Origin of the sequence: Pseudoxanthomonas japonensis (genome assembly GCF_010093445.1) — a bacterium.
In the GTDB taxonomy this organism is placed as follows: domain Bacteria; phylum Pseudomonadota; class Gammaproteobacteria; order Xanthomonadales; family Xanthomonadaceae; genus Pseudoxanthomonas_A; species Pseudoxanthomonas_A japonensis.
In genome coordinates, this window is sequence record NZ_PDWW01000005.1 from 179,675 (window position 1) to 205,472 (window position 25,798).

Consider the following 25,798-nt stretch of genomic DNA (forward strand, 5'->3'; position numbering starts at 1 on the left):
CCGGCGATGCACGCCATTCGCCCTCGTCTTGCTGCATTGCACGAAGGCTGCCGGACGCTCCGTCCCTAAAATTACATTTGAAACCAATTCCGCCGGCCGACGAGAACACCGTCCAGATGACCACCGCCGCAAGCTTCACCATCGAATACCTGCAGTACCTCGGGCCCGACGGCACCCTGGTGCGCGACGACCTTCCCGACGCCGGGCGCGACGTCGCCCGCCTGCGCGAGCTGTTCAAGCAGATGCTGTTCGTCCGCACCTTCGATACCAAGGCCATTGCGCTGCAGCGCACCGGCAAGCTGGGCACGTACGCCGCCTGCCTGGGCCACGAGGCCACCCACGTCGGCATCGGCGCCTCGATGCGCGCCGGCGACGTGTATGCCCCCAGCTATCGCGAGTACGGCGCCATGTTCATGCGCGGCGTGAAGCCGCGCGACGTGCTGATGTACTGGGGCGGCGACGAACGTGGCAGCGACTACGACCGGGCCAGCGATGCCCGCAACGACTTCCCGTTCTGCGTGCCGATCTCCACCCAGTGCCTGCATGCCGCCGGCGCCGCGCTGTCGTTCAAGCTGCGCAAGCAGGACCACATCGCGGTGGCGACCTGCGGCGACGGCGGATCGTCGAAGACCGACTTCTACGCCGCGCTGAACTCCGCCGGCGCCTACGAACTGCCGCTGGTGCTGGGCGTGATCAACAACGGCTGGGCCATTTCGGTGCCGCGCAGTGCGCAGACCGGTGCGCAGACGCTTGCGCAGAAAGGCCTGGCCGGCGGCCTGCACTGTCTGCAAGTCGATGGCAACGACCTGATCGCCGTGCTGGAAGGCATGCGCCGCGCCAGCGAGCGCGCCCGCAAGGGCCAGGGCGGCACGGTGATCGAATTCGTCACCTATCGCCTGTCCGACCACACCACCGCCGACGACGCCCGCCGCTACCGCGACGACGCCGAAGTGAAAGCCGGCTGGGAACGCGAGCCGATGACACGCCTGCGCACCTGGCTGACCGCCCAGGGTGCGTGGAGCGAGGCCGACGAAGCCGCGTGGAAGGAGGAATGCGGCGCGCGCGTGGACGAAGAGGTCAACGCCTACCTCAACACGCCGGTGCAGCCGGTCGAAGCGATGTTCGACTACCTGTATGCCGATCCGCCGCCGGAACTGCTGCAACAGCGCGCTGCCGCCATCGCCGCGGAGAACCGCCCATGAGCACCGTCATGAAACCCGAGAACAAGCCTGTGGGAGCGACGTCAGTCGCGAAACCGGACACTGCGGCAACCCCGACCGCCATCACCCTGATCGAAGCCATCACCCAGGCGCTGGCCTGGGAGATCGCGCACGACGATGCCGTGCTGGTGCTGGGCGAGGACGTCGGCGTGAACGGCGGCGTGTTCCGCGCCACCGCCGGCCTGCAGCAGAAGTTCGGTCCCGAGCGCGTGCTGGACACGCCGCTGGACGAGACCACCATCGCCGGCCTGACCATCGGCCTGGCCGCGCAGGGCATGAAGCCGGTCGCCGAAGCGCAGTTCGACGGCTTCGTCTACCCGATGGTCGACCACATCATCTGCCACGCCGCACGCCTCCGCACGCGTACGCGCGGCCGCCTGCACTGCCCGATGGTGCTGCGCGTGCCGTGGGGCGGCGGCATCCGCGCGCCGGAGCACCACAGCGAAGCCAACGAGGCCATCTTCACCAACGTGCCCGGCCTGCGCGTGGTGATGCCGTCCTCGCCGCAGCGCGCCTACGGTCTGCTGCTGGCGGCGATCCGCGACCCGGATCCGGTCATCTACATGGAACCGAAGCGCATCTACCGCCAGTACAAGGAAGTGGTCGCCGACGACGGCGAAGCGCTGCCGCTGGACGTGTGCTTCGTGCTGCGCGACGGCACCGACGTGACCCTGGTGACCTGGGGCGCGCAGGTGAAGGAAGCGCTGGAAGCCGCCGACAAGCTGGCCGGCGAAGGCATCAGCGCGGAAGTCATCGATGTCGCCACGCTGCGTCCGCTCGACTTCGACACCATCGCCGAATCCGTCGCCAAGACCGGCCGCTGCGTGATCGTGCACGAAGCGCCGCGCACCGCCGGCTTCGGCGCCGAGATCGCCGCGCGCCTGGCCGAGCACTCGATGTACGACCTGCTGGCACCGGTCGAGCGCGTCACCGGCTACGACACGCACATCCCGCTGTTCCGCCTGGAAATGAAGTACCTGCCCAGCGTCGACAAGATCGTCGCCGCGGCGAAGCGGGCGATGGCGGCGGGCTGATGCGGGCCCGCGCCCTCCGCGACTACCGCACGCAGTACGCGAACCCCATCCGGTTCGCGCGCGGCGACGTGGTCGCGCTGGGCGCACGCGACACCGAGTGGCCGGCATTCGCCTGGACCACCACCGCCGACGGCAACGCCGGCTGGGCGCCGGTGGACTGGCTGCAGCCGAACGGCGACGGCCACGCCGTGGCCTTGCGCGACTATTCCGCGCAGGAACTGGACGTGCAGGCGAACGACACCGTCACGCTCGAGCACGAACTGGGCGACTGGTGGTGGTGCACGCACGCGGACGGCCGCAGTGGCTGGCTGCCGGCGCGCGACCTGCAACCGATCAACGAAACGACTTCCGAAGAGACATCCGAATGAGCGAGAGCAAGACCTTCCACCTTCCCGACCTGGGCGAAGGCCTCCCGGACGCCACCATCGTCGAGTGGTTCGTCAAGGAAGGCGACGTGATCCGGCTGGACGAACCGCTGGTATCGATGGAGACGGCGAAGGCCGTCGTCGAAGTGCCCTCGCCCGTTTCCGGCAAGGTGGTGAAGCTGGCCGGCGCGGCCGGCGACATCGTCGTGACCGGCAGCATGCTGGCCGTGTTCGAACCCGATGCCAGCCTGCCGCAGCGCGCGGAAGGCCAGGACACCGGCCATCACCATGGCCCACCGAAGACGACTGCTTCTGTGGGAGCGACGTCAGTCGCGAATCCGACATCCGATGCTCCCTCGATCGCGACTGACGTCGCTCCCACGGCTGCCGAGGCCGATGCCGGTACCGTCGTCGGCGCGATGCAATCGTCCAACGCCGTGCATACCGAACAGGCCGTCGCCGTCGGCGGCGTCAAGGCGATGCCGGCCGTGCGCGCGATGGCGAAGAAGCTGGGCGTGGACCTGGCGCGCGTCCGCGCGACCGGTGCCGACGGCGCGGTGACGATGCAGGACGTGAAGCAGGCGGCCGCAGACGGTTCTACTCTGCTCCCCGCTCCCACCGGGAGAGGGGTCGGGGGAGAGGGTGCGCAGCATCCGATTGCTCGTGCTCGCACCGAACCCTCATCCGCCCCCGTATCGAGTACGGGGCAGGCTCTTCGGGCACCTTCTCCCGAGGGGAGAAGGGAAGATCAGCGCACCACGCTGTCCGCCAGCGGCAAGCCGATGCGCACACAGCCGCCGGGCGTGTCCGTCAGCGGCCAGCCGGAACAACTGAAGGGCGTGCGCCGGAACATGGCGCGCGTGATGGCCGAGGCCCATGCCAAGGTCGTGCCGACCACGCTGAGCGACGACGCCGACATCCATGCGTGGACGCCGGGCAACGACATGACCGGCCGCCTCGTCCGCGCCATCGTGCGCGCCTGCAAGACGGTGCCGGCGATGAATGCGTGGTTCGACGGCGACAAGCTGACCCGCACGTTGCATCCGCACGTGGACATCGGCATCGCCGTGGATACCGACGACGGCCTGTTCGTGCCGGCGCTGCGCAATGCCGACCTGCTGGACGCCGGCAGCGTGCGCGAGAGCATCAACCGCCTGCGCGTGCAGGTGGAAGACCGCAGCATCCCGCCGTCGGAACTGACCGGCTACACGATCTCGCTGTCCAACTTCGGCATGTTCGCCGGCCGCTACGCCACGCCCGTCGTGGTGCCGCCATGCGTCGCGATCGTCGCCGCGGGCCGCGCGCGCCACCAGGTCACGCCGGTCATGGGCGGCTTCGAATCGCACAAGGTCATCCCGCTGTCGGTGACGTTCGACCACCGCGCCTGCACGGGCGGCGAGGCCGCGCGTTTCCTCAAGGCCCTGATCGACGACCTCGCCCTGCCGGCATGACCTTCCGCCGGCTCACGCCGATGCTGCGTACGCCGGACCTGCCCGGCACGCTCGCGTTCTACCGCGACGTGCTGGGCTTCGAGCTGGCGTCGGGCGCACCGGAACACGGCTGACTGGCATTGCGTCGCGACAGCGCCGAGCTGATGCTGTCTGCGCCCAACGACCATGAAGGCGACACCGCGCCGGCGTTCACCGGCTCGCTGTACCTGGAGGTCGCCGACGTCGATGCCCTGTGGGATGCCGTGCGCGACCACGCGCGCGTCTGCTACACGCCGGAGACCTTCGCCTACGGCATGCGCGAGTTCGCGATCTACGACAACAACGGCTACCTGCTGCAGTTCGGCACCCCGGTCTGCGACGACGCCTGACCGCGAACGGTGGCAGGATGACGCCGTCGTCCTTCATCCGGAGTCCGCCATGACCCACCGCAGCCGTCTCGCCGGTTTCATCATCGACAGCCAGGTCGACGACCTGCCAGCCGCCTCCGCGTTCTGGAGCGCCGCCCTGGGGTTGAAGGTCACGGACCCCGATGACGGCGGCCTGGGGATCTACGACAAGTTCGAACCCGGCCCCGGCGGCCTGCACATCGAAGTGCAGAAGGTGAAGCACGAGGCCCGCGTGCACCTGGACATCGAGACCGACGACATCGAAGCCGAAGTCGTGCGCCTGGAAGCACTCGGCGCGAAGCGCGTGCAGCACGTGCGCAACCGCTGGTGGGTGATGGAAGCGCCGACAGGACACCGCTTCTGCGTGGTGCCGATGAACGAGGACAGTGGACGTGCGAGGCCGAACCGCTGGCCCTGACCGGCGTCAAGGCGTGGGCACGGCATCCTCTTTCCAGAATGCCAACAGGCGGGTCAAACCGGACGAGGCGGCGGACTCGTCCTCCAGCCACGGAATCTCACGGCGCCATTGCGCCTGGCTGAGCTGCTGCACCAGGGTCTGTGGGGCATGGGCGAACCCCATGTGCCAGCGCTGGAACACGCGCTTGTCCACGCGTCCCTGCTCGAGGATTTCGAGACGATGGTGCTGGCTGGCGCGCGCGATGCGCGCGTAGATCTGTTCGACATCGGCGCGCGTGCCTTCCAGGTACTGGAAGAAGCGCTGGCCGCCGTACAGCAGTGCGCCGGTCACCTCCGCCAGTTCGTTCGCAACGCGCGCATCCAGCAGCAGCTGGTCGAGATCGTCGGCGTCCATCGGACGCGTGGCCTGGCTCTGGTAGACCAGTACATGAAGAGGAGCCACAAGCGTTCCGGTGGTGCGAAAGGACGCGCAGCATAGCGCAGCGAATCACATGAACGGCGTGCGCCAGCGCCGCTATTTCCGTTCAGTCTCGCTGCGTTCGCGCACGGTCTTGAATTCTGAACCGTTCAGCCAACGCGGCCATGCGCGTCCATCCGCGATATCGCGGCCCAGCGCGTACAGCAGCGCCACATCCTGCGCCTGACCACCTGCCTCCCACGACAACGTCCACGCATCGCAGGGCTGGTGGTAGCACCTGGCAAAGTACGCATCACGCAGCGCCTTCCCGCTGGCCTCGCCGCCGTCGACGCGGTCCAGTCCGGCGCCCACCGTGATCGCCGGCACACCCGCGCGCGCGAAGGCGAAATGGTCCGCACGGTAGAAGAAGCCCGCTTCGAGGTTCGGATCAGGCGAATAGGTGCGCCCGTGTGCCTCCGCGACGCGCTTCAGGTCGCCCTCGAGCGAGACGCGGCCATTGCCCCATGAGGCGATGTCGCGATTGGGACCATCGGGACTGAGCATTTCGATGTTCAGCACCGCGGCCGTCTTCTCCAGCGGCGCCAGCGGATTCGCGGCGTAGTAGGTCGCGCCCTGCAGCCCCTTTTCCTCGGCGGTCAGCGCCATGAACAGCAGGGTGCGCTGCGGACGCGGACCGGCGGCGAACACGCGCGCCAGTTCGATCACCGCGGCGACGCCGGTCGCATTGTCGACGGCGCCATGGCGGACCACATCGCCCGACGCATCCGGCTCACCGATGCCGAAGGCATCCCAGTGTGCGGAGTAGATGACCGTCTCGTCCGGCTGCTCCGCGCCCGCCAGGCGACCGATGACGTTGCGTGTCACCACCTGGTCCCGCTTTACCGCAAAGGACGCGGAAAGCGTGGCATCGCCGAGTGCGACCGGCGCGAACGCCGATGTCTGCGCACGGCGCTTCTCCACCTCGAAATCCAGCCCCGCGCGCTCGAACAGCGACACCGCCAGCTCGCGCTGCATCCAGCCGCGCAGCAGCGTGTGGTACGTCGCCGCATCGTCACGCGGAATGTCGAACACCGGCGACAAGCCGGACGCCCGCACCGTCGCCCAACCATAGGCCGCCGGGGCGGTTTCGTGGACGATCAGCACACCCGCCGCGCCCTGCCGCGCCAGTTCCTCGTACTTGTAGGTCCAGCGGCCGTAATAGGTCACCGCGCTGCCATCGAACGCGCCGGGCGAGTCGGCTTCGAAATCCGGATCGTTGACCAGCACCACCGCGACCTTGCCCTTCAGGTCCGCGCCCTTGTAGTCGTCCCAGCCACGCTCGGGCGCCGTGATGCCGTAGCCGACGAACACCAGCGGCGCATCGACGATGCCGACGCGATCAACAGGGTTCAGGCTCTGCAGGACGAGGTCGTCACCGTTGGACAGCGCCTGGCTTGCGCCTCCGATCTTCAGCGTCGCGGTGACCGGACCCTCGACCTGCGCGCGTACCAGCGGCACGGCCTGCGTCCATCCACCCTGCTCGCCACCCGGTTGCACACCGGCCTTCTTCAGCTCATCGACCACATACGCGACGGTCTTCTCCTCGCCGGGCGTCGCCGGCGCGCGGCCTTCGAATTCAGCCGAGGCGAGCACGCGCACATGGCGCGACAGGTTGTCGGCGCTGATCCCGCCGCCGGGAATGTCGGCGGCGAAGGCGGGCGTCAAGCCAAGCGACAGGAGCAGCAAGTGGAGGGAACGTTTCATGGGTATCGCGGCTTCGTTTGATGGGCGTTGCGAGTCTAAAGGATGGATGTGGGAGCGACGTCAGTCGCGATGCAGCATCCGGACGGCTTGATCGCGACTGACGTCGCTCCACAGGTATCGATCCGGTACTGGCGTGCGCTTTCTACGGCCGTCCACGATCCAGCCACACACCCAGTCCCTGCGCGTTGAGTTCGATGTCCATCTCGAGCAGGCGCAACACCTCCTCGTCCGCAAGCGGCACCTGCAGGCCATGCGCCCGCTCAAGGTACAGCGCCGACAGTCCGGCGGCGATGCAGCGATGGCGATCCGCGCGCCCTTCGCAGGCTTCGGCGATCGCCACCATCGCGTCGATCTGTTCGTACAGCGCCTGCGCCAGCCGTGGCACGTCGCCGACGCGGCCATAGTGCGTCAGGTACATGCCCTCGGGCCCGTACGCGACCATCCGCGCGATGCTGGCTTTCAACGCCGCAGGCTCGAACTGCACCGGCGTGCTGGTGGGCAGGATGAAGGCACCGGCCGGCCCGTCCAGTTCGCGGTAGGACAGGCCGAATGTGTCGCCGGTGAACCAGCAGCGGCTGCGCGCGTCCCAGATGCAATGGTGGTGGCGCGCATGGCCCGGCGTGTCGACGCACAGCAACGGACGCTCTGCGAGCATCATCGCCTCACCATCGGCGGCGATACGCACGCGCTCTTTCGGCACCGGCTTGACGGTGCCATAGCTGCGCTGTATTTCCTCTTCGCCGTAGACCGCCGTGGCACCCTCGACCAGCTTGGCCGGATAGATGAGGTGCGGCGCGGCACGCGGATGCGCGATCACCGTGGCGTTGGGCAACTGCTGCAGGAGCAGGCCCGTGCCACCAGCGTGGTCCAGGTGCACATGGGTGACGATGACGAACTCGATGTCGGCAGGCGTCAGCCCCACCGCCTGTACTGCATCCAGCAGGCGCGGGACCGAATGGTTGGTGCCGCAGTCGATGAAGGCGCCGCGACCTTCCTCGACGATCAGATAGGCAGCGTCGAAGTGGTCGCGATGGAACGCGGCGTCGATGGTGTGGATGCCGTGCAGGCTCATCCGCGTACCTGTGTGGAGACGGTTGACCCGATTCTAGTCCCCGTATCGCGGGTGTACGACCCGCCTTTGGTGGAACGCTCCATCCGCGCGCGGCCTCAGCCGCGCGACAGCCACCAGCCGCGCAGCGGCACCGCCAGCGTCAGCACGAACAGGAACGCGCCATACGCCACCAGCGTGGCCAGCACCTGCTTCCAGATCGCGCCGGTGCCGACATCGGCGGCGCCCAGGGCATAGCCCCACTGCATGCCGATGAAGCTCAGCACGAAGGCCACCGCCAGCACCGCCAGATCGAAGCCCTTCCGGCGCGCAGTGCGCGGCTGGCGCGGGAACAGCCAGTACAGCGAGCCCAGCAGCAGGAACCACGGCAGGAACAGGATCACCGCAAGATACGGCATGGCGTCAGGCCTCCGCCGCCCGCAACGCGGCCAGCGCCGCGAGCACGTCGGCGACCGGCACCTGCAGCACGATCTCCGGCGTTTCCATCGCGTCGGCCTGCTCGGCCTGCTTCAGCACGCCGATCAGCCTGCCGGCATCCTTCGGCGAGTCGAAGCCGTTGCTCTGCACCAGCACGTTGCCGTCCGCATCCGCCAGCTTGAAGTAGAACCGGCCATCGGTATCGCGGTACTGCTTGAATGCCGGCAGCGCGACTTTCGATGGCGCGACCTTAGCTTCCACCACCGGCACCTGCGACAGGTCGCGCAGGCCAACCGCATGGCGCAGTTCGGCCAGCAGCGGCGTGGCGTAGCGTTCGCGCAGGCGACGCGCACCATCGCGCAGGATCGCCTCGATGTCGGCGGGCTTGGCCATCAGCGCGTCGTACTTCTCGCGCAGCGGTGCGATTTCCGCATCGATGCGTTCGAACAGCTGCTGCTTGGCATCGCCCCAGCTGATGCCGTCGACGAATTTCTGAGCGAACGCGCGCGTTTCCTCGGCGCTGCCGAAGGCCTGGTACAGCTGGAACAGCGCCGAGCCTTCCGTGTCTTTCGGCTCGCCCGGACCGCGTGAGTCGGTCAGGATGGAGAACACCAGCTTCTTCAGCTCGTCCCGCGGCACGAACAGCGGAATGGTGTTGTTGTAGCTCTTGCTCATCTTGCGGCCGTCGAGCCCGGGCAGCGTGGCCACGTTGTCGTCGATCAGCGCTTCCGGCAGGGTGAAGTACTCCTTGCCGTAGACGTGGTTGAAGCGCTGGCCAAAATCGCGCGCCATCTCGATGTGCTGGATCTGATCGCGTCCCACCGGTACCTGGTGCGCGTTGAAGATCAGGATGTCCGCGGCCATCAGCACCGGGTACATGAAGAGCCCCGCACTGACGCCCGCATCCGGGTCTTCGCCATCGGCATTGTTCTTGTCCACCGCCGCCTTGTACGCGTGCGCGCGGTTGAGGATGCCCTTGCCCGCCACGCAGGTCAGGAACCAGGTCAGCTCGGTGATCTCCGGCACGTCGCTCTGGCGGTAGAACCACACCTTGTCCGGCTCCAGGCCGCAGGCCAGCCAGGTCGCCGCGATTTCAAGCGTGGAGCGCTGCGTGCGCACCGGGTCCTGCGCCTTGATCAGGCTGTGCAGGTCGGCCAGAAAGTAGAAGCTCTCCGTGTCCGCGGCACGGCTGGCGGCCACGGCAGGGCGCACGGCGCCGACGTAGTTGCCCAGGTGCGGCGTGCCCGAGGTAGTGATGCCGGTGAGGACGCGGGTGGTCATGTGCAGTGCGTGGGAATGCGGGAAAGCGGCCAGTTTACCGGCTGGGGCCGGCGCATGCCGGCGCCGGGGTGCGACACGACGTCGCAGCCAGCACGCTTGCCCATGGCTTAACCGGTGTGCGCTTCGCCACCACGACCAACCCCACCGCATGCGGCCGGCCGTTCGCAGCAACGTCCCCACCTGGAGAACGGACATGCTGCACCGAATCCTCGCCTCCCTGGCCACCTTGGCCCTGCTTGCCTTCGCACCGGCCCACGCCGGCCCCCTGGTCGATGTCGGCGTGGTCGACCGCAACACTGGCGAATGGCTGGCACAGCATCCGCACCGGGGCGATCTCTGGGTCGCAGGCACGCCCGGCAACCGCTACAGCGTCCGCCTGACCAACACCACGGGCGAGCGCGTGCTGGTCGTGCTGTCGGTGGACGGGATCAACGCCATCACCGGCCAGACCGCCAACCCCTCGCAGGCCGGCTACGTGCTGGAGCCGTGGCAGACCACCGAAGTCACCGGCTGGCGCAAGTCGATGAGTGACGTGGCGCAGTTCGTCTTCACCGACCTCGGCGACAGCTACGCCGCGCGGACAGGCCGGCCGCGCAATGTTGGCGTGATCGGCATAGCCGCGTTCCGGGAAGCGCCCGCCTATCGCTATCCGCAGTACACGCCACCGGCGATCGCGCGCGGATCGATGGAGAAGCGGGTGGAGGCCGAAGCCGCTGCACCAGCGGGTGCCTCCCGCGGCATCGCCGCCAACGACGCCGCCCAGCAGCAGAGCATCGGCACCGGTCATGGCGGTCGCGAGTGGGCGCCCACGTCGCGAACGGGTTTCGACCGCGCGACCCGCCAGCCGGAACAGGTGAGCGAGGTGCGCTACGACGAGTACCGCCGGCTGGTCGCACTGGGCGTGGTCCCCCGACGTCATGGACCGACGCGGCGCGATGAACGCCCGCGCGCGTTTCCCAACGGCTTTGTTGCCGACCCGCCGCGCTAACGCTGAGCTTCGCGCATGAAAGAAGACGGGCCGCATCGGGCGGCCCGTCTCGATTTGCCTGTCAGGGTGAGTACGTGGGTCAGTGCTTGAACGTGCTGTCCGAACGCAGCGTGCGCTGGAATTCCTGGACTTCCGTGTTGGCACGGTCCCGGTCGTACCCGTAACGTTCCTGCAGCTTGCCGGTCAGGTACTCGGCATTGCCTTCCGCGACCTTGAAATCGTCGTCGGTCAGGTCGCCCCACTTCGCCTGGATCTTGCCCTTCAGCTGTTTCCAGTTACCGGCGATGATGTCCTGATTCATGGTGTTGCCTCGCTTGATTGAGCGGCAGGGGGCGCCGCGGGAACAGCTTCGCAAGGCGCGCGTTTCCACACGATCAACCCTGCGTCAACAGGCCATTAGGAATGGCTGAACCATTCAGGGGCATGACGGTTCGTTCGCGGCCATGAACGCGTAGAGGGACGCGTCCTTGTATTCATCCGAAAAAGAACAGGCCGCCAGGAGGAGCACTGCAATGCCTGCATGGGCGCCATGGAAATCGCGCCAAAAAAAACGGGCCGCATGGCGGCCCGTCGTGATCGCAGGAATCGGGACGTTACTTGCCCGAAGAATCCTCGACCTTTTCGCCCACCTTCTGCACGTCCTTGCCGAACCCCTTGACGGTGTTGCAGCCGGACAGCACGGCGATGGAGAACAGGGACAACAGCATCAACGCAACCATACGCTTCATAAGCGACTCCTGTGGACGGTACTCACGGCCTGGGGCGGCAGCGTCCGGGACGGACGACCCATGCTGCCCCACCCGCGCAGTCTGATTCAAGCACGCTGGCTGCTGGCTGACCATCCGCAACCCGAAAACAAGGAAGGGCCGGTTTCCCGGCCCTTCCTCGCACATGCCCGACGGCCCAAGGCGACGTGCCTCAGCAGCGGCCGTCCTTGCAGTCCTGGGCCTTGTCCTCGACCTTCTCGCCGACCTTCTGGACGTCCTTGCCGGCACCGGCCATCGTGTTGCAGCCGGACAGGACGGCCATCGAGAACATCGCCGTCAGCAGCAGCATCATTGCACGCTTCATGTGTCATCTCCTGAGTGGATTGGGTGCCGCCGCGGGGCGTCCCATGGCTGCGGCGGCGTGTGCGTGCACCTTCGTCGCGACCGCGTATAGGGCACGTGAAGCCCGGACCGCCGTGTTCAGTCGCAGTTTTCCCAATCCACCGGCACTCAGTCGCGCATCAGCGTCGACTTGCCGAAGAGGCTTTCCACCAGGTCCACCGTCAGCTTGGCGGTGCGGTTGCGGCGGTCCAGCACCGGGTTCAACTCGACGATATCCAGCGACCCCATCAAACGCGTGTCGGCGATCATCTCCATCACCAGCTGCGCTTCGCGGTAGTTGGGGCCGCCCGGCACGGTGGTACCGACCCCCGGCGCGATGCTGGGATCGAGGAAATCCACATCGAAACTGACGTGCAGGTGGGTGTCGCCATCGACGCCCTCCAGCGCGGCCTCGATGGTGCGCTTCATGCCCACCTCGTCGATGTAGCGCATGTCGTACACATCGACCTGGTGGTCCTTGATCAGCTTCTTCTCTTCCGGATCGACCGAACGGATACCGATCTGCCGCACCATCGCCGGCGTGATCGCCGGGGCATCGCCGCCGAGCTTCGTCAGCGCCTCGGGGCCGATGCCGCACAGGCAGGCCACCGGCATGCCGTGGATGTTGCCCGACGGCGTGACCTCGCTGGTGTTGAAGTCCGAATGCGCGTCCAGCCACAGCACGCGCAGCTTCTTGCCGGCTTGGCGGCAATGGCGCGCCACGGCGGTGATCGACCCCATCGCCAGGCAGTGGTCGCCGCCCAGCATGATCGGCAGGCGCTGGCGTGCGAGTTCCGCCGCCGTGGCGTCCATCACGGCGCGATTCCAGGCCACCACCTCATCGAGGTGCCGATAACCTTCGACCGGACCCGTCCACGGATTGGCCGGACCCTGCACGTTGCCGGTATCGATCACGTCGATGCCCCGTGCCGCCAGCGCCTCGCCCAGGCCGGCGATGCGCAGCGCATCCGGCCCCATGCGGGCACCACGATGGCCTGCGCCGATGTCGGTGGGCACACCGATCAGGGAGACCGGGGGAAAGGCTCGACTCATGGGTACGTCCTGCGGAAAACAGGCGAACAGTCTAGTAGGTCGGCGATGACGGGCCTGTGGCATCGCAGCACGGACGCGCTGACGACGACAGCGAAGATGGTGCCGCTTATCCGAATCGAACGGATGACCTACCGCTTACAAGGCGGTTGCTCTACCAGCTGAGCTAAAGCGGCGCGGGCTGCGATTCTAGCGCAGCGCGGTGCATTCGAGGGGTTGGGGAGCGCCGCTGGACGCAGCGCGGGCCAAGGCGACGGCATCCACGCCTTCCGCCACGCCCGCATCCAGCCACCACAGGCCGGGACCGGCGCGTCCCACCGGCTGCAGTTCGGCGCCGAAGCCCGCGGCCTCCAGTTGTGCGAGTCGGCGTTCCGCGGCTTCACGGCTGCGATAACGTCCCAGGGCGATCCCGTTCGCCTGGTCGCCCTGCCGCACCACCAGGAAATCGTCGAAACCCGCCGCACCGATGCGCGCCTCGGTGGCCTGCGCCTCTTCGAGCGTGGCGGCCGGCGGAATGACCACCTGGTAGCCACTGGCGCTCGTGCCCGGGATTTCGCGAAGGCGTGCGCGCAACAGTCGTCCTGCGGTCGCCGCCTGCGCTTGCGTGGCCGCCGCTTCGCTGGTGTACGGTCCCAGGCTGAAACAGGCCGCGATGGAGGCCTCCGCAGCAGGCGCGGTCGTCGCCGATGCGACCGGAGCCACTGCCGGCGACACGGGCTCATCCACCAACTGCAGGCGAGCCACACCGGAAGGCAAGTCCGCAGGCGACGCAGGTGGAGTCACGGGGCGTGTCAGCCACCAGGCGGCGGCACCAAGGTTCAACACGACCAGCAGGACGATCAGGGCGCGGATCAGCATGCCGTGATTCTAGCCGCGCTCACGCGTCCGAACCGAGCTGCGCCCACACGGCCAGCCCCTCGAGGACGAGGGAGGGCACCAGCGCGGCACCCGGCAACCAGGGCATCAGGCCAGCGGCACCACCGCCATGCAGCAGCAACGCCGGCCGTTCGCCCAGCGTGTCCTCCGCCTGCAGCAGGCTGCGCTCGACGAGTCCCAGCGCGGCGCCGTCGCAGCCGGATGCCAGCGCGTCGAGCGTGTCGGTGGCGAACTCGACGTAGTGGCCACCCGTCGCAGGAAGTTGCCCGGCCGCGGCTTGCAGGGACTCGCGCATCAGTTGGGGCGACGGCGCGATGCGCCCGCCCCGATGCAGGCCCTGCGCATCCAGCAGGTCGACCGTCACCGCCGTGCCCACGCCCACGACCAGCCAGTTCCGCGCCGCGCGGCGACGCGCCGCCAGCAGCGCGAGGAAACGGTCCACCCCCAGGCGCGCGGGCTCGTCGTAGGCGATGCGCACGCCGGCCAGCGCAGGCTGCGTGCGCGGCAGGGAAATGGCGCCGACGCGCGTGGTCAGCCAATCGATCACGGCGGCCGTGCGCGCGGGCGATGCCACGCTGGCGACAACGGCGGCCGAGGCTTCCCGCGCCATGGCCGGCGGCAGCACCGCGTCGAGCGATGCGACCAGGCCTTCGTCGTACGCGACGGCCTGCACGTGGCCGAGCGTGCCGTCGGCATGCAGTGCCGCGCACTTCACACGCGAGTTCCCCAGGTCGAACACCCACTGCGTCATGTCGCCCTCACGCTGACTTCGCCCGCATGCACCTGCCGCACGCCCTGATCCATCCTCACCCGCAATGCACCGTCGTCGCCGATGCCATCGGCCACGCCCTGTTCGTCGCCCTGCGGACCATGCACGGTGATGGCGCGCCCTGCCAGCACATCCAGTGCGGCATAACGCGCGAGGAACGGCGGAAGGCCGTCGCGATCGAACTGCTCCAGCGCCGGCAGCAGCGCATCCAGCAACTGCGCCGCCAGTGCGTTGCGCGACGGTGCACCATCGCCCAAACCGGCCAGATCGGTCCATGCCTGATCAATGGTCATGGCGACGGGCGCCGGCATGCGCACGTTCACACCGATGCCGATCACCGCGCGCACCGGCCCGCCGTGCTCGCCACCACCTTCCACCAGGATGCCGCCGAGCTTGCGGCCGTGCGCGAGCAGGTCGTTGGGCCACTTCACGCCCACGGCACCGTATCCGGCCTGCCGCAGCGCTTCCGCCACTGCCACGCCGACCATCAGGCTGAGGCCGCCCAGGCGCGCGAGACCGCCGGAGAACTGCCGCGACAGCGACAGGTAGAGATTCGATGCGATCGGCGACGCCCATTGACGTCCACGCCGACCACGGCCACCGGTCTGCTGCTCGGCGAGCAGGACCTCGACGCCCCGTTCCGGCGCCTTGCGCCGGAGCAATTCGCTGTTGGTAGAGTCCAGCGACCACGCCACGTCGAGCGACGACAGTGCATCGACGGTCGCGGCCTGTAGCGGCGCACGGATGCGCTCGGCGTCCAGCAATTCGACCGGTTCGGCGAGCGCGTAGCCACGCCCGGCCTGCGCACCGATGCGTACACCGCCTTCGCGCAGCGCCTGGATGCGTTTCCACATGGCGGCACGCGTCAGGCCGGCATCGCGCGCCAGCACATCGCCAGACACCGGGCCTTCGATCAGTCGCTGCAGTAGCTCGCGCTCGCCGGTCATGCGCGACGGCGCCAGATGCGCGCACGTTCGAAGCGCGACTCGGTGCCGTCGCGCAGGCGACGGACATTCACCCGATGGGTGAACAGCACCAGCAACGCCGCGGCCATCGCGAATATCTGGGCGGCGCGATCGACCGGCATCCACCACGCCAGCGGCACCAGGCAGGCCGTCGCGACGATCGACGCCAGGCCCACGTAACCCGTCGCCACCAGCACGCCCACCCACACGGCGAACAACGGCAGCAACGCCATCGGCCACAGCACCGCCATCCCGCCCAGCAGCGTGCCGACGCCCTTGCCGCCGCGGAACCCGTGCCAGACCGGCCACACATGGCCCATCGCCGCGACGAAGACCGCCAGGAATCCCAGCGCGTGCGGTGCCAACGGGCCGTCCAGCGACGCGAAACGCAACGCCAGCCATGCGGCCAACGCGCCCTTGCCGATATCGACCAGCACCACGCCGAGCGCGAACTTCGCGCCCTGGGTGCGGAAGGCATTGGTACCACCGGCATTGCCGCTGCCCTGCGTGCGGATGTCCACGCCGCGCAGGCGGCCCAGCATCAGGCTGCCCGATACGGAGCCGATCAGGTAGGCGAACAGCAACAGCAGGCAGGTGGTCAGCATGGCGCCATTATGGGCCACGCCCTCAACGGCTCAGGCATCTGGCGCCGGCTGCACCGCCACGATCAGGGCACCCTGACCCGCATGCGCGCCGATGGCCGCACCCGTTTCCACCAACCGGTCCTCGCTGATCGACAACCGGGTGCGCAAAGCCGCTAGCAGGCGCTCGCCTTCGGCACGCGCATCGCAATGTCCGACGATCACACGCCAGCGCTGGCCCGCGCGCAATTGCCGCGCGACCCGCCGGGCGAACGCCTCGGGCGCCCGTGCACGCGTCAGCAGCAGACCCGCGACCACCATGCGGCCGTCGACGCTCATCTTCGCCATCGGGGTCAGCGCGCTCAGGCGCGCGATCGGCGCCGCCCAGTGCGGGATGCGGCCACCGCGCACGGCATGGGAAATGTCGGGCGCGATGGCCCACATCCGCGTGAGCGGGCGCAGGCGTTCCAGTTCAGCCACGACCTCGGCATCGTCCCGTCCTTCGGCCGCCAGTTCCCCTGCCCGCCATACCAGCAGGGCCTGGCCGCAGGCGGCGTTGATCGTGTCGAACACGCGCACGCGACGGCCGGGATCGCGCGCCGCCGCATGCTCGCCGGACTGCAGCGTGCCCGACAGCGCGCGCGACAGGCCCACGTACAGCACGCGCGCATGGTGCGCGAGCGACAGCTCGAACTGACGGCGGAAATCGCCGGGCGGCGGCTGGCTGGTGCGCGGCAGCTGGCGCGACGACGCCATGCGCCGGTAGAACTCGTCGGTCGACAGGCCGATCTTGTCGAGGTAGTCGCGACCATCCAGGTCCACGCGCGCCGGCACCACGCCGATCGCGTAACGCTCGGCGATGTCGTCCGGCAGGTCGGCGGCGCTGTCGGTGACCACCACCAGCGGCTGCGGTGCGGCCGCCACCGCCTGCTGGCGGATCATGTCGTCGGCCTTCATGCCTTCGACACGCCCCTGTGCTGCGCAGGCATCGAACAACGCCTGCGGCGAACCCGTGTGGGCGTGCACGCGCAGCCGCGACGCACCGCCGGCAATGACGATGGAATCCGCGCCGATCGCTTCCAGCGCAACGCGCAGGCGGTTGCGGTCCAGCCCATCGCCGAGCAGCAGGCATTCCGTGCACCACCGGCGGTCAGGATCGATCTCGTGGTCGTGGACGACGGAACCGCCCGCGTCGTTGGCGGCCATCGGTGCACCCGTCCGCATGCGCACGGCCCGCGGACCGCCTTCGACGAACTCGGCGATGCCCTCCAGCAGGTCGACGAACCCCTGCGCGCCAGCGTCCACCACGCCGGCCTTCTGCAGCAGCGCCATCTGCCGCGGTGTATCGGCCAGCGCGCGACGCGCCCGCACCAGTGCGCGGGTGAAGCCACTGCGCGTATCGGACTGCGCGCTGTCCGCTGCCGCATCCAGTTCGTCGGCGAATGCGGTGATGACGCTCAGGATGGTGCCCTCGACCGGCTGGGCCAGCGCCTGCCGCGCACTCTGCGCGCCCTGGCGCACGGCGGCGGCCAGCGAGCGCACGTCCAACTCGGGCAGCGGCCGCACGCGTTCGGCCACGCCGTGGAGGAACTGCGCCAGGATGGCGCCCGAATTGCCCCGCGCCCCGTCGATCGCGTCGTTGCCGACCCGGCTGAGCAGGTCACCGGCGTGCTGGCTGGGCCGGCTCAGCGCACCGTGGAGCACGCTGCCGAGGGTGGAGGCGAGGTTGTTGCCGGTATCCCCGTCAGCCACCGGGAACACGTTGATGCGGTTCAACCCGTCCCGGGCCGCGATCACCCGGCGGGCGCCGGCGATCAGCGCCAGACGCAGGGCGGGAGCGGTCAGCGGGCGGTCGGAGGCGGTCGGCATGGCGGGAGTCTGCCGCAAGCCGGGAACCGGCCCTGCTGCGACGCAGCAGCCCATCCGCGGTTTTCCTCGATCCGTCGCCGCGGACCGCCGTTTCGTCGCACGGAGCGGGCCGATCCGTGCCGGCCGGCGCCAATCCGGCTATAGTCGGCGGCGTCATCTGGCCGCTGTAACCGACCGACAGGAGTCCCTCCGATGCTTCGCGCCAGCCTTGCCCTGCTGCTCCTCGTTGCCTCGGCGGCCGTGTTCGCCCAGAACGGGCGCGGCATCGCCAACGGCACCACCGGGACCTGCCAGGACGTCGCCGACCGCGCGGTCGCCGAACGTCCGGCCGATGCCGTGCCGAATGCATCGGACGCACGCCGCGCGCGCGCCACCGCCGTGCGCAGCAAGTACGGCGCGCCTGCGTCGCTGACCTCGCCGGCCACCACCCGCGGCGGCGGCGACGACGACGACACCCCGCTGCCGCGCAGCCGCGGCTCGAAGTGGCACAGCTTCCTGCCCGGCATGTTCCGCTGACGCGGAGGGCGGCACCCGGTGATCGGACTGTTGCGCCGCCTGCGGCGCCCTTCCCCGTCGATTGAAGACAGCCTCTGGCAACGCGTGCGCAGCGCTACCCCATGGGTATCGGCGCTGGACGACGAGCGCTCGGAGCGCCTGCGCGCACTGACGGCGCGCTTCCTGCACCAGAAGACCATCACGCCGCTGGCCGGGCTGAGCCTGGACGACGCGCAGCGTGCGCAGCTGGCCGCGCTGTGCTGCCTGCCGCTGCTCGAATACGGCGAGGCCGGCCTGCGCGGCTGGTCGCAGCTGATCGTCTATCCTGATGCCTTCCGCGTGCAGCGCACGCACACCGACGCCGCGGGCGTGCTGCACGAATGGGAAGACGATCTGGCCGGCGAAGCCTGGGACCAGGGACCGCTGATCCTGTCGTGGGCCGACGTGCAGGCCGACATCGCCGAGCCCGATGCCGGCTTCTGCGTGGCCGTGCACGAGATGGCGCACAAGCTGGACGTGCTGGATGGCGAACTGGACGGCACGCCACCGTTGCCGGACGCATGGCATGGCCGCTGGGCGCGCGACTTCCAGCGCGCCTACGACGACTTCTGCATGCAGGTCGACCTGGGCCGCGAGACCGCCATCGACCCGTACGCGGCGGAAGCGCCCGAGGAATTCTTCGCCGTCGTCACCGAGTACCACTTCTCCGCGCCAGACGTACTGGCCGAGGCCATGCCGGACGTGGCGGCGCATCTGGTGCGTTTCTACGGTCCTTCGCCGATGACCGGCACGGCGGCCTGAATCACAGCCCCGGCGGCAGCCGCACCTCGAAGCGCGCGCCGCCCAGTTCGTCCGATCGCCGTACCTGCAACTCGCCACGATAGTCGCGGATCAGGTCCTGCACGATGGACAGGCCGATGCCGTGCCCCTGCACGCGCTCGTCGCCACGCACGCCACGCTGCAGCACCTTCGCCACGTCGCCCTCGGCGATACCCGGTCCATCATCGTCGACGGCCATGAACAGGCCGGCACGCCGCTGCGGCGCCGTCGCACCGACCGTCACCGTCAACAGCACGCGCGAGCGCGCCCACTTGAAGGCGTTCTCCAGCAGGTTGCCCATCAGTTCCTGCAGATCGCCGGTCTCGCCGTGGAACCGTGCGCGCGGGTCGATCTCGAATTCGCAGATCACGCCCTTCGCGACATACACCTTCTCCAGGCCGCGCACGATTTCCTCCGCGTGCGGCTCGATGGGCACGGCCGCGGAGAACAGTTTGTGTCCACTCGAGGCCGCACGCGCCAACTGGTAGGAGACCAGGTTGTTCATCCGCTTGAGCTGGACATCCAGTTCGTCGCGCAACGCCTGCGGATCGCCACCGCCACTGTCCAGCTGCGTGCGCAGCACCGCGATGGGTGTCTTCAGGCTGTGCGCCAGGTCGGCCAGCGTATTGCGTTGCCGCTCCAGGTTCTCACGCTCGCTCTCGATGAAGGCGTTGATGCTGTCGGTGAGCGGCTCGAGTTCGCGCGGATGGCTCTCGGTCATGCCGGACAGCTCGCCACGCTGCACGCGGCTGAGTTCGAAGATGACCCGCCGCAGCGGACGCAGACTCCAGCGCAGCACCAGCATCTGCAGCAGCAGCAGGATCACGCCGGCGCCGCCGAGGTAGACCCACAGCGACCCGCGGAACACACGGATCTGGGCACTCAATGCCTGCGCATCCTCGAAGATGTAGATGCTGTACGGGATCTCGGGGTGCTGGTGCGTCGCCGGCCATGCGTACCCCACGCCGTAACGGTACGCCTCGCTCTCGCTGCCGTCGGCACGACGGATCGGCAGCGGCCCCTCGAACGATTCCTCCAGCGCACCGAGCATCCGTGGCACCGGCAGCTCGGGTCCCAGCGTGGAGTTGGATCCCCACGGCGGCACGCCCTGGAGCACCACTTGCGCGTACATCCCGCTGTCGGGCATGTCGAAGCGGGGATCGGGCGTGTTGTAGGGCGGAATCAGCGTGCCGTTGCGCCCGAACTCCACCTTGTCGGTGTAGTACAGCGCGTAGCTCTTCAAGCGCTGGCGCAGGTTGTCCTCGGCGGTATCGACGAACGCGCGGTCCAGCGCATACCCGGCGAGAGCGAGGAAGGCGAGCAGCGCCAGGCTGGCGGCGAGCAGCTGGCGGGCACGCAACGAACGCGGCCGCCACCCGTCGAACCGGTCACGGCCGACGGGGGCGGATGGCGCGGCGCCGGAGGGTGGCGCAGGCATCAAGTGCAGGCGATGCCGGCGCGGGACATCAGCCTTCGCCGCTGCGCGGGATCGCGAAGCGGTAGCCGCGACCGCGTACGGTCTCGATCGGCTTCAGCTCGCCGTCCGGGTCCAGCTTCTTGCGCAGGCGGCCGATGAAGACTTCCAACACGTTGGAGTCGCGGTCGAAATCCTGCTGGTAGATGTGCTCGGTCAGGTCGGCCTTCGAGACCAGCTCGCCGGCATGCATCATCAGGTACTCGAGCACCTTGTACTCGTAGCTCGTCAGATCGACGTTGCTGCCGTTGACGCTCACGGTCTGTGCCGCCAGGTCCAGCGCGACCGGACCGCATTCCAGTGTCGGCTTGCTCCAGCCCGCCGCGCGGCGCAGCAGCGCGTTGACGCGCGCGAGCAGTTCTTCCACATGGAAGGGCTTGACCAGATAGTCGTCGGCGCCCTGCTTCAGGCCCTCGACCTTGTCCTGCCAGCTGCTGCGCGCGGTCAGGATCAGCACCGGGAACTTCTTGCCTTCGTCGCGCAGCGCCTTGATCAACTCCATGCCGGACATCTTCGGCAGGCCGAGGTCGATGATGCCGACATCGAACGGCACTTCGCGGCCCATGTAGAGGCCTTCCTCGCCGTCCTGGGCGGCGTCGACCGCAAAGCCTTCGCGCTTCAGGCGCGCTGCCAGGGTTTCACGCAGGGGGGCTTCGTCTTCGACCAGCAGGATACGCATGGACTCTCCTTGGTATTTCGCGTGGCGCGGAACCGGCCACGGACATGCTCGTGATGAGCGTGGATTCTACGTAAGACTACGGGCGCGAGGGGTTATCGCCGCGTGGAGGCGGCGCGATGTCGCGGCGCGGCCGGACGGGGGAATCGGCATCGCGGCGCGACGGCCCGGCGTCGTCCTGGGTCTGCGTGCGCACGCGACCACGGTCGTCGATGTACTTGACGCGCGTGACATCACGGCCGTCGTACTGCATGCGTTCGACACTCAGGACCTGGTTGCCGGCATCGCTGCGCACGCGGCGCACGGAGTCCGACATCGAGTTGCGGTGACCCCGGTCGTCGTTGCGCGGCATGCCGCGGTCACGCGACGGCGGCGCGTCCCCGCGATCCCGGTCGTCCTGTGCGTGCACCGCAGCAGTACCGGTCAGGGCAACGAGGACCGCCAAGGTGAGGGCGGCTAGGGTCGGGGCACGAAAACGCATAACGGAATCGTAACGGAACTGGGGTCGCGAAACTGAACGAAACCCGAAACCGCCTCAGTGGATGGGAAGCGCAGTCTTGGACCCGGGCGGTGAATCCGTTCTGAATTTATCCACAGGGTCGCTCCGCGCATTCAGCCAGCTGAATGATCAGAAAACCTCGGCAACACAACACCTTAGCGAGCCGCCGCCGGCTTCGATGGCGGTCAGCGCCACGCTGTGCACCGCAAAGCCGGACGCGGCCAGCGCCTCCACGGTGGCCGGCCGCAGCGCGTCGTGGGCGCGACGGCTCATCCACACCTTCCCTGACGCCAACGCGATGGCGTTGCCGGCGAAGGCGGCCTGCTCCAGGCCGTTCAGGTCGACCACACCGCCGGGGTAGAGCACCTCCAGGGCAGGCAACAGACCGGGGGTCTGCAGACCGCCGGCGTGAACCAGGACCGCGCGGCCAGCCAGCACCGCCAGCAGCACATTGGTGTGGTACTCGCCCGGCGCCAGATCGAACATCAGCGTGGCACGCAGACCGAACGCCTCGTGCATCCGTGCCGCGCCGGCCTCGTCGCAGCGCTCGGACAGACCGCAGAAGCCGATGCCGCGCGCGCGGTCGATGACCAGTGCACCGGTCAGCTCGCACGGGTGCGGCTGGCCGGAGAGATCCACCTCGGCATAACCAAGGGTGTCGCGGAAGAAGCCGCGGATATCCCTTCGCCCCGCTTCGCGCTGGCGTACCTCGTGGCGCATGCGGCCCACGATCAGCCGCGCTTCGCCGTCCACCCGCGCCGTGGCGAACACGTTGTTCGGAAACACCGCATCCGGCGTCGCCTCGTCGCCGGGGAAGCAGACCACCGGTACGTCCTGCGCCAATGCGCGATGCAGCGCATGGTGTTCGCGCAACGCCGCGCCGGTATCGAAGGCGCCGGCGTCCGCCATGTAGCGGTTGTCCTGTGCCGACTGCTCCGCGCGCATGAAGCCATCCGGCGACACCAGGAAGGCCGCGCGTGCGGTCGCCGGCCCGAAGTCCGCTGCCAGCGAACCCGCGAACGCCGTGAACGCGGCGATGTCGCGGGTGATCACGCTCAGGCCGCCGGCCGCAGTTCGCGCGCGGTGGCGGCGAGGGCCTGCTCGACCAGCGACCAGTCTGCGCCCGGCTTGTGCGCGCCTTCGCTGAGGATCTGGCGGAACGCACGCCCGCCCGTCTGCGCATGGAACAGGCCCAGCACGTGGCGGGTCAGGTGCTTAAGCGCCACGCCCTTGGCCAGTTGCGCCTCGACGTAGGGTCGCCACGCACGCAGCAGGTCCGCGCGCGAACGCATCTCGCCGCCGAACAGCGCCACCTGCATCTCATGCAGCACGTAGGGCTCGTGGTAGGCCGCGCGACCGATCATCACGCCATCGCTGTGCTGCAGGTGTTCGTGGACCTGCACGGTCGTGGTGATGCCGCCGTTGATCGCCACCGTCAGTGCGGGCCGCTCGCGCTTGAGCCGGTAGGCCCAGTCGTAGCGCAGCGGCGGGATCTCGCGGTTCTCCTTCGGCGACAGGCCTTGCAGCCACGCCTTGCGCGCATGCACGAAGAACGTATTGCAGCCGGTCGCGGCCACGGTGTCGATGAAGGCCAGGAACAGGTCGTAATCCTCCTGCTCGTCCACGCCCAGGCGGCACTTCACCGTCACCGGGATGCCAACGGCCTCGATCATCGCCGCCACGCAGTCGGACACCAGCGCTGGTTCCTTCATCAGGCAGGCACCGAAGCGACCGGCCTGCACGCGGTCGGACGGGCAGCCGACGTTGAGATTCACCTCGTCGTAGCCCCAGTCCTGCGCGATGCGCGCGGCCTGCGCCAGGTGCGCGGGATCGCTGCCGCCGAGTTGCACGGCAACGGGATGCTCCACGGTGTCAAAGCCCAGCAGCCGGTCGCGGTCGCCATGGATCACGGCCTGCGCGTGCACCATCTCGGTGTACAGGCGTGCATCGGGCGCCAGCAGGCGGTGGAACACGCGGCAATGCGTGTCCGTCCAGTCCATCATCGGGGCGACCGAGAGGCGCAGCGTGTCGTGGTCAATGGAGTACATGACCGCATTTTAACTGCGGCCAAGCCGCAGGTCTCCGCCTCCCCCGTGTGGCCAGGCAGGTGAGGCTGGCCCGCCTGACCGCAGCCGCCGATATACTCCGCCTGGAGCCAGGGGAGGCAATGACGTGCACAAGCAATCAGGGGTGGCATTGATGCTCGTGGCGAGCGCGGCTTGTGCTGGCGTGCTCTGGATTTCCGAGAAGGTGGCCGACCCCGTCCATCTTCCCTCCCGCCAGCAGAACGACGCGTCGACGGAAACGCTGTCCGATGCGCGCAAGGACAACCAGGAAGATGCGACCATCCTGTCGTACTTCGCATACAAGCCCCTGAGCCGTTGGTTCAGAACGTCAGTTGGTGAGTCGAATGCACCGTCGCATGACCGTACAAGCAGCGCTGCCCTGTCGATGCCAGCAACGCCCATGGCGCCACCGTCCTACTGGATGTCGGGACCCGAGCCCCTCACCGATCCGGCAGCCGCCACGGCCCACTCGCTTGCCTTGGGCGACGTGTCGCGCGATGGGCGGGACGACCTTGTCTTCCTGTCGTTGCTTGGCGCAATGGCCGTCGAGGACTATGTCTCCGAGATCTACGTCGCCGCCCAGCGCGCCGACGGGGGACTGGGTGCGGCGGTCAGGGTCGGGGATTCCGGCAACAGTTTCTCGCGGCAGCTCAAGATCGCTGATCTCGACCGCGACGGCTTCAACGAGATCATCACCACAACCGTCGATGGCGTCATGATTCTCCGCTCGAATGCGGATGGCACCTTCACGCCGCATACCACCCCGGCCGGCGATCCCTACGACATCCTCGTCACCGACGTCGATCGCGACGGCTATCTCGACGTGCTCGTCGATTCGAGCGACAGGTCGGCCACGGTGGTCCACGGCGACGGCCAAGCCGCGTTCAACCGCGTGTCGACATTGCCGTTGCACACGTCCGCGACCCGGGTGACGGGCGATGTCACCGGCGACGGGCTGGACGATCTGATCCTGGGCAACGTCCTCGACGGACTGATGGAAGACTCCCTGATCTACCCGGCCCTGCCCTCAGGGGGATACGGCGCGCCGACGGTGCTCTCCCTGCCGTTGGGATCCAACCCCGCAGCATCGTTCGCCGTCGGCGACTTCAACGGGGACGGCCGCGGCGATCTGGTGATGAACCAGATGGGGGGGGATGCGAACCTCCGCCTGTATACCCAGGATGCGCAAGGCAAGCTGAGGGCGCCAGTAGAGATCGCCAGGTACTCCGCTTCCGGCCCCATGATCGCGACGGACCTCAACCGCGATGGCCGGACCGACCTGGCGATCGCGCACACCGGATGGAGCTATGTCGGGTACTACCTTCAAGCCAGCGGAGGGTTGATGCCCGAGACACTTATCGACGCCTACCAGAGTCAGGGTCGGGAGACCTACTTCGCGGCGGGCGACCTCAACCACGATGGATGCGGCGACCTCGCGATTGCCCGATCCAGCCAGTCACCCATGCTGTTGTTCGGAAAGGGCTGCGCGCCGCGCGCGCGCATCGCTGCTTGCTGCTCCCGTCCGCTCGCCGTGGAGCGCTCCCCGGTCGCCGTCGCGGGCCTGGCTTCTCCGCCCACCCTTCCACGCAGCGGCGGCATGGCGACCGGCACCGGCGTGGCACGAGGCGCGCTCCCGCGCCTTGAACGCGATGCGCAGCGTGGTCGTGTTGCGTCGCGCCCCTTTCCACGATCATCCAACCGCGCCTACATCCTCACGGCCGATCCCTAGTCGTGTTCCCGTGCAGGCGGCATGCTTCGCCTACCCCACCCCCACAAACCACA

At 68.4% G+C, this 25,798-nt stretch carries 30 protein-coding genes and 1 tRNA gene; 11 read left to right on the top strand and 20 right to left on the bottom strand.

Going from position 1 to position 25,798, the window contains the following annotated elements; genetic code table 11:
* Positions 1–116: 116 nt before the first annotated feature.
* Genes pdhA through CSC78_RS06275 form a run of 7 tightly spaced genes read left to right on the top strand, consistent with a single transcriptional unit; the run spans position 117 to position 4,874 of the window.
* On the top strand, positions 117–1,202 hold the full coding sequence (gene pdhA, locus CSC78_RS06250; RefSeq protein WP_162337038.1) for a pyruvate dehydrogenase (acetyl-transferring) E1 component subunit alpha: 1,086 nt from the start codon (positions 117–119) through the stop codon (positions 1,200–1,202).
* 8 nt (positions 1,203–1,210) lie between these two features.
* Positions 1,211–2,254 (top strand): alpha-ketoacid dehydrogenase subunit beta, encoded by a 1,044-nt coding sequence (locus CSC78_RS06255; protein WP_379608864.1) that lies wholly within the window; start codon positions 1,211–1,213, stop codon positions 2,252–2,254.
* Complete coding sequence (locus tag CSC78_RS06260) at positions 2,254–2,622, top strand: SH3 domain-containing protein (protein WP_162337040.1); 369 nt, start codon at positions 2,254–2,256, stop codon at positions 2,620–2,622. Before CSC78_RS06255 ends, CSC78_RS06260 begins: the two co-directional genes overlap by 1 nt.
* Complete coding sequence (locus CSC78_RS06265) at positions 2,619–4,070, top strand: dihydrolipoamide acetyltransferase family protein (RefSeq protein ID WP_162337041.1); 1,452 nt, start codon at positions 2,619–2,621, stop codon at positions 4,068–4,070. The genes CSC78_RS06260 and CSC78_RS06265 overlap by 4 nt, the downstream gene beginning before the upstream one ends.
* A complete protein-coding gene (locus CSC78_RS18850) occupies positions 4,067–4,183 on the top strand; it encodes a VOC family protein (protein ID WP_238391176.1) in 117 nt (38 codons plus the stop codon). Before CSC78_RS06265 ends, CSC78_RS18850 begins: the two co-directional genes overlap by 4 nt.
* A 6-nt stretch (positions 4,184–4,189) precedes the next feature.
* Positions 4,190–4,438, top strand: coding sequence for a VOC family protein (locus CSC78_RS06270; protein ID WP_162337042.1), 249 nt, complete (start codon positions 4,190–4,192; stop codon positions 4,436–4,438).
* A 49-nt stretch (positions 4,439–4,487) separates the two neighbouring features.
* A complete protein-coding gene (locus CSC78_RS06275; RefSeq protein WP_162337043.1) occupies positions 4,488–4,874 on the top strand; it encodes a VOC family protein in 387 nt (128 codons plus the stop codon).
* Between the two features lie 6 nt (positions 4,875–4,880).
* Here CSC78_RS06275 and CSC78_RS06280 read toward each other — a convergent pair whose 3' ends face one another.
* The 5 genes from CSC78_RS06280 to CSC78_RS06300 all read right to left on the bottom strand — a co-directional run bounded on the left by CSC78_RS06280 (position 4,881) and on the right by CSC78_RS06300 (position 9,801).
* On the bottom strand, positions 4,881–5,315 hold the full coding sequence (locus CSC78_RS06280; protein WP_162337044.1) for a BLUF domain-containing protein: 435 nt from the start codon (positions 5,313–5,315) through the stop codon (positions 4,881–4,883).
* Between the two features lie 72 nt (positions 5,316–5,387).
* Positions 5,388–7,034, bottom strand: a complete 1,647-nt coding sequence (locus tag CSC78_RS06285; protein ID WP_162337045.1) for a M28 family metallopeptidase — start codon at positions 7,032–7,034, stop codon at positions 5,388–5,390.
* A 142-nt stretch (positions 7,035–7,176) separates the two neighbouring features.
* Positions 7,177–8,106 carry an MBL fold metallo-hydrolase gene (locus tag CSC78_RS06290; protein WP_162337046.1) on the bottom strand — a complete coding sequence of 310 codons (930 nt, stop codon included), beginning with the start codon at positions 8,104–8,106 and terminating at the stop codon, positions 7,177–7,179.
* Between the two features lie 95 nt (positions 8,107–8,201).
* Complete coding sequence (locus tag CSC78_RS06295; RefSeq protein ID WP_162337047.1) at positions 8,202–8,501, bottom strand: hypothetical protein; 300 nt, start codon at positions 8,499–8,501, stop codon at positions 8,202–8,204.
* A gap of 4 nt (positions 8,502–8,505) precedes the next feature.
* Complete coding sequence (locus CSC78_RS06300; protein ID WP_162337048.1) at positions 8,506–9,801, bottom strand: tryptophan--tRNA ligase; 1,296 nt, start codon at positions 9,799–9,801, stop codon at positions 8,506–8,508.
* A gap of 193 nt (positions 9,802–9,994) precedes the next feature.
* Between CSC78_RS06300 and CSC78_RS06305 the strand changes: the two genes are divergently transcribed.
* A complete protein-coding gene (locus CSC78_RS06305; RefSeq protein WP_162337049.1) occupies positions 9,995–10,789 on the top strand; it encodes a hypothetical protein in 795 nt (264 codons plus the stop codon).
* Between the two features lie 79 nt (positions 10,790–10,868).
* On the opposite strand, the gene CSC78_RS06310 is transcribed toward CSC78_RS06305, so the two are convergent.
* The 10 genes from CSC78_RS06310 to CSC78_RS06355 form a co-directional block, all read right to left on the bottom strand.
* On the bottom strand, positions 10,869–11,090 hold the full coding sequence (locus CSC78_RS06310) for a CsbD family protein (RefSeq protein WP_162337050.1): 222 nt from the start codon (positions 11,088–11,090) through the stop codon (positions 10,869–10,871).
* Between the two features lie 292 nt (positions 11,091–11,382).
* Positions 11,383–11,517: an entericidin A/B family lipoprotein gene (locus tag CSC78_RS06315; protein WP_162337051.1), complete on the bottom strand. Its 135-nt coding sequence runs from the start codon at positions 11,515–11,517 to the stop codon at positions 11,383–11,385.
* A 190-nt stretch (positions 11,518–11,707) separates the two neighbouring features.
* Positions 11,708–11,860: an entericidin A/B family lipoprotein gene (locus tag CSC78_RS06320; protein ID WP_162337052.1), complete on the bottom strand. Its 153-nt coding sequence runs from the start codon at positions 11,858–11,860 to the stop codon at positions 11,708–11,710.
* Positions 11,861–12,006: 146 nt separating this feature from the next.
* On the bottom strand, positions 12,007–12,930 hold the full coding sequence (gene rocF / locus CSC78_RS06325; RefSeq protein WP_162337053.1) for an arginase: 924 nt from the start codon (positions 12,928–12,930) through the stop codon (positions 12,007–12,009).
* Positions 12,931–13,027: 97 nt separating this feature from the next.
* Positions 13,028–13,103 (bottom strand) — tRNA-Thr (locus CSC78_RS06330).
* Positions 13,104–13,116: 13 nt separating this feature from the next.
* Complete coding sequence (locus CSC78_RS06335) at positions 13,117–13,785, bottom strand: SPOR domain-containing protein (protein WP_162337054.1); 669 nt, start codon at positions 13,783–13,785, stop codon at positions 13,117–13,119.
* Between the two features lie 19 nt (positions 13,786–13,804).
* A complete protein-coding gene (locus CSC78_RS06340; protein ID WP_162337055.1) occupies positions 13,805–14,554 on the bottom strand; it encodes a type III pantothenate kinase in 750 nt (249 codons plus the stop codon).
* The gene (gene birA, locus CSC78_RS06345) at positions 14,551–15,519 is read right to left on the bottom strand and encodes a bifunctional biotin--[acetyl-CoA-carboxylase] ligase/biotin operon repressor BirA (protein WP_162337056.1); all 969 of its coding nucleotides are present in this window, start codon (positions 15,517–15,519) and stop codon (positions 14,551–14,553) included. Before birA ends, CSC78_RS06340 begins: the two co-directional genes overlap by 4 nt.
* Positions 15,516–16,142: a glycerol-3-phosphate 1-O-acyltransferase PlsY gene (gene plsY / locus CSC78_RS06350; protein WP_162337057.1), complete on the bottom strand. Its 627-nt coding sequence runs from the start codon at positions 16,140–16,142 to the stop codon at positions 15,516–15,518. The genes birA and plsY overlap by 4 nt, the downstream gene beginning before the upstream one ends.
* Positions 16,143–16,172: 30 nt before the next feature.
* Positions 16,173–17,987 carry a DegV family protein gene (locus CSC78_RS06355; protein ID WP_162337058.1) on the bottom strand — a complete coding sequence of 605 codons (1,815 nt, stop codon included), beginning with the start codon at positions 17,985–17,987 and terminating at the stop codon, positions 16,173–16,175.
* 192 nt (positions 17,988–18,179) lie between these two features.
* Between CSC78_RS06355 and CSC78_RS06360 the strand changes: the two genes are divergently transcribed.
* Both CSC78_RS06360 and CSC78_RS06365 read left to right on the top strand, forming a co-directional pair.
* On the top strand, positions 18,180–18,503 hold the full coding sequence (locus CSC78_RS06360; protein ID WP_162336896.1) for a hypothetical protein: 324 nt from the start codon (positions 18,180–18,182) through the stop codon (positions 18,501–18,503).
* 18 nt (positions 18,504–18,521) lie between these two features.
* Positions 18,522–19,283 (top strand): M90 family metallopeptidase, encoded by a 762-nt coding sequence (locus CSC78_RS06365; RefSeq protein ID WP_379608854.1) that lies wholly within the window; start codon positions 18,522–18,524, stop codon positions 19,281–19,283.
* A gap of 1 nt (position 19,284) precedes the next feature.
* On the opposite strand, the gene CSC78_RS06370 is transcribed toward CSC78_RS06365, so the two are convergent.
* From CSC78_RS06370 to dusA, 5 genes are all read right to left on the bottom strand, one after another.
* Entirely contained in the window at positions 19,285–20,739 is a 1,455-nt protein-coding gene (locus tag CSC78_RS06370) for an ATP-binding protein (RefSeq protein ID WP_162337059.1), read from the bottom strand.
* A gap of 28 nt (positions 20,740–20,767) precedes the next feature.
* Positions 20,768–21,454, bottom strand: coding sequence for a response regulator transcription factor (locus CSC78_RS06375; protein WP_055937106.1), 687 nt, complete (start codon positions 21,452–21,454; stop codon positions 20,768–20,770).
* A gap of 76 nt (positions 21,455–21,530) precedes the next feature.
* Entirely contained in the window at positions 21,531–21,932 is a 402-nt protein-coding gene (locus CSC78_RS06380) for a hypothetical protein (protein ID WP_162337060.1), read from the bottom strand.
* Between the two features lie 147 nt (positions 21,933–22,079).
* The gene (locus tag CSC78_RS06385; RefSeq protein WP_238391177.1) at positions 22,080–23,003 is read right to left on the bottom strand and encodes an arginine deiminase-related protein; all 924 of its coding nucleotides are present in this window, start codon (positions 23,001–23,003) and stop codon (positions 22,080–22,082) included.
* 2 nt (positions 23,004–23,005) lie between these two features.
* Positions 23,006–23,998, bottom strand: coding sequence for a tRNA dihydrouridine(20/20a) synthase DusA (dusA, locus tag CSC78_RS06390; protein ID WP_162337061.1), 993 nt, complete (start codon positions 23,996–23,998; stop codon positions 23,006–23,008).
* Positions 23,999–24,149: 151 nt separating this feature from the next.
* Between dusA and CSC78_RS06395 the strand changes: the two genes are divergently transcribed.
* The gene (locus CSC78_RS06395) at positions 24,150–25,745 is read left to right on the top strand and encodes an FG-GAP repeat domain-containing protein (protein ID WP_238391181.1); all 1,596 of its coding nucleotides are present in this window, start codon (positions 24,150–24,152) and stop codon (positions 25,743–25,745) included.
* Positions 25,746–25,798: the final 53 nt, after the last annotated feature.

Bases quoted from the DNA above. Each gene is read 5' to 3' on its own strand.
- pdhA (WP_162337038.1), top strand. From the start codon at position 117: ATGACCACCGCCGCAAGCTTCACCATCGAATACCTGCAGTACCTCGGG.
- CSC78_RS06255 (WP_379608864.1), top strand. From the start codon at position 1,211: ATGAAACCCGAGAACAAGCCTGTGGGAGCGACGTCAGTCGCGAAACCG.
- CSC78_RS06260 (WP_162337040.1), top strand. From the start codon at position 2,254: ATGCGGGCCCGCGCCCTCCGCGACTACCGCACGCAGTACGCGAACCCC.
- CSC78_RS06265 (WP_162337041.1), top strand. From the start codon at position 2,619: ATGAGCGAGAGCAAGACCTTCCACCTTCCCGACCTGGGCGAAGGCCTC.
- CSC78_RS18850 (WP_238391176.1), top strand. From the start codon at position 4,067: ATGACCTTCCGCCGGCTCACGCCGATGCTGCGTACGCCGGACCTGCCC.
- CSC78_RS06275 (WP_162337043.1), top strand. From the start codon at position 4,488: ATGACCCACCGCAGCCGTCTCGCCGGTTTCATCATCGACAGCCAGGTC.
- CSC78_RS06285 (WP_162337045.1), bottom strand. From the start codon at position 7,034: ATGAAACGTTCCCTCCACTTGCTGCTCCTGTCGCTTGGCTTGACGCCC.
- CSC78_RS06290 (WP_162337046.1), bottom strand. From the start codon at position 8,106: ATGAGCCTGCACGGCATCCACACCATCGACGCCGCGTTCCATCGCGAC.
- CSC78_RS06295 (WP_162337047.1), bottom strand. From the start codon at position 8,501: ATGCCGTATCTTGCGGTGATCCTGTTCCTGCCGTGGTTCCTGCTGCTG.
- CSC78_RS06300 (WP_162337048.1), bottom strand. From the start codon at position 9,801: ATGACCACCCGCGTCCTCACCGGCATCACTACCTCGGGCACGCCGCAC.
- CSC78_RS06305 (WP_162337049.1), top strand. From the start codon at position 9,995: ATGCTGCACCGAATCCTCGCCTCCCTGGCCACCTTGGCCCTGCTTGCC.
- CSC78_RS06310 (WP_162337050.1), bottom strand. From the start codon at position 11,090: ATGAATCAGGACATCATCGCCGGTAACTGGAAACAGCTGAAGGGCAAG.
- CSC78_RS06315 (WP_162337051.1), bottom strand. From the start codon at position 11,517: ATGAAGCGTATGGTTGCGTTGATGCTGTTGTCCCTGTTCTCCATCGCC.
- CSC78_RS06320 (WP_162337052.1), bottom strand. From the start codon at position 11,860: ATGAAGCGTGCAATGATGCTGCTGCTGACGGCGATGTTCTCGATGGCC.
- rocF (WP_162337053.1), bottom strand. From the start codon at position 12,930: ATGAGTCGAGCCTTTCCCCCGGTCTCCCTGATCGGTGTGCCCACCGAC.
- CSC78_RS06335 (WP_162337054.1), bottom strand. From the start codon at position 13,785: ATGCTGATCCGCGCCCTGATCGTCCTGCTGGTCGTGTTGAACCTTGGT.
- CSC78_RS06340 (WP_162337055.1), bottom strand. From the start codon at position 14,554: ATGACGCAGTGGGTGTTCGACCTGGGGAACTCGCGTGTGAAGTGCGCG.
- birA (WP_162337056.1), bottom strand. From the start codon at position 15,519: ATGACCGGCGAGCGCGAGCTACTGCAGCGACTGATCGAAGGCCCGGTG.
- plsY (WP_162337057.1), bottom strand. From the start codon at position 16,142: ATGCTGACCACCTGCCTGCTGTTGCTGTTCGCCTACCTGATCGGCTCC.
- CSC78_RS06355 (WP_162337058.1), bottom strand. From the start codon at position 17,987: ATGCCGACCGCCTCCGACCGCCCGCTGACCGCTCCCGCCCTGCGTCTG.
- CSC78_RS06360 (WP_162336896.1), top strand. From the start codon at position 18,180: ATGCTTCGCGCCAGCCTTGCCCTGCTGCTCCTCGTTGCCTCGGCGGCC.
- CSC78_RS06370 (WP_162337059.1), bottom strand. From the start codon at position 20,739: ATGCCTGCGCCACCCTCCGGCGCCGCGCCATCCGCCCCCGTCGGCCGT.
- CSC78_RS06375 (WP_055937106.1), bottom strand. From the start codon at position 21,454: ATGCGTATCCTGCTGGTCGAAGACGAAGCCCCCCTGCGTGAAACCCTG.
- CSC78_RS06380 (WP_162337060.1), bottom strand. From the start codon at position 21,932: ATGCGTTTTCGTGCCCCGACCCTAGCCGCCCTCACCTTGGCGGTCCTC.
- dusA (WP_162337061.1), bottom strand. From the start codon at position 23,998: ATGTACTCCATTGACCACGACACGCTGCGCCTCTCGGTCGCCCCGATG.
- CSC78_RS06395 (WP_238391181.1), top strand. From the start codon at position 24,150: ATGCTCGTGGCGAGCGCGGCTTGTGCTGGCGTGCTCTGGATTTCCGAG.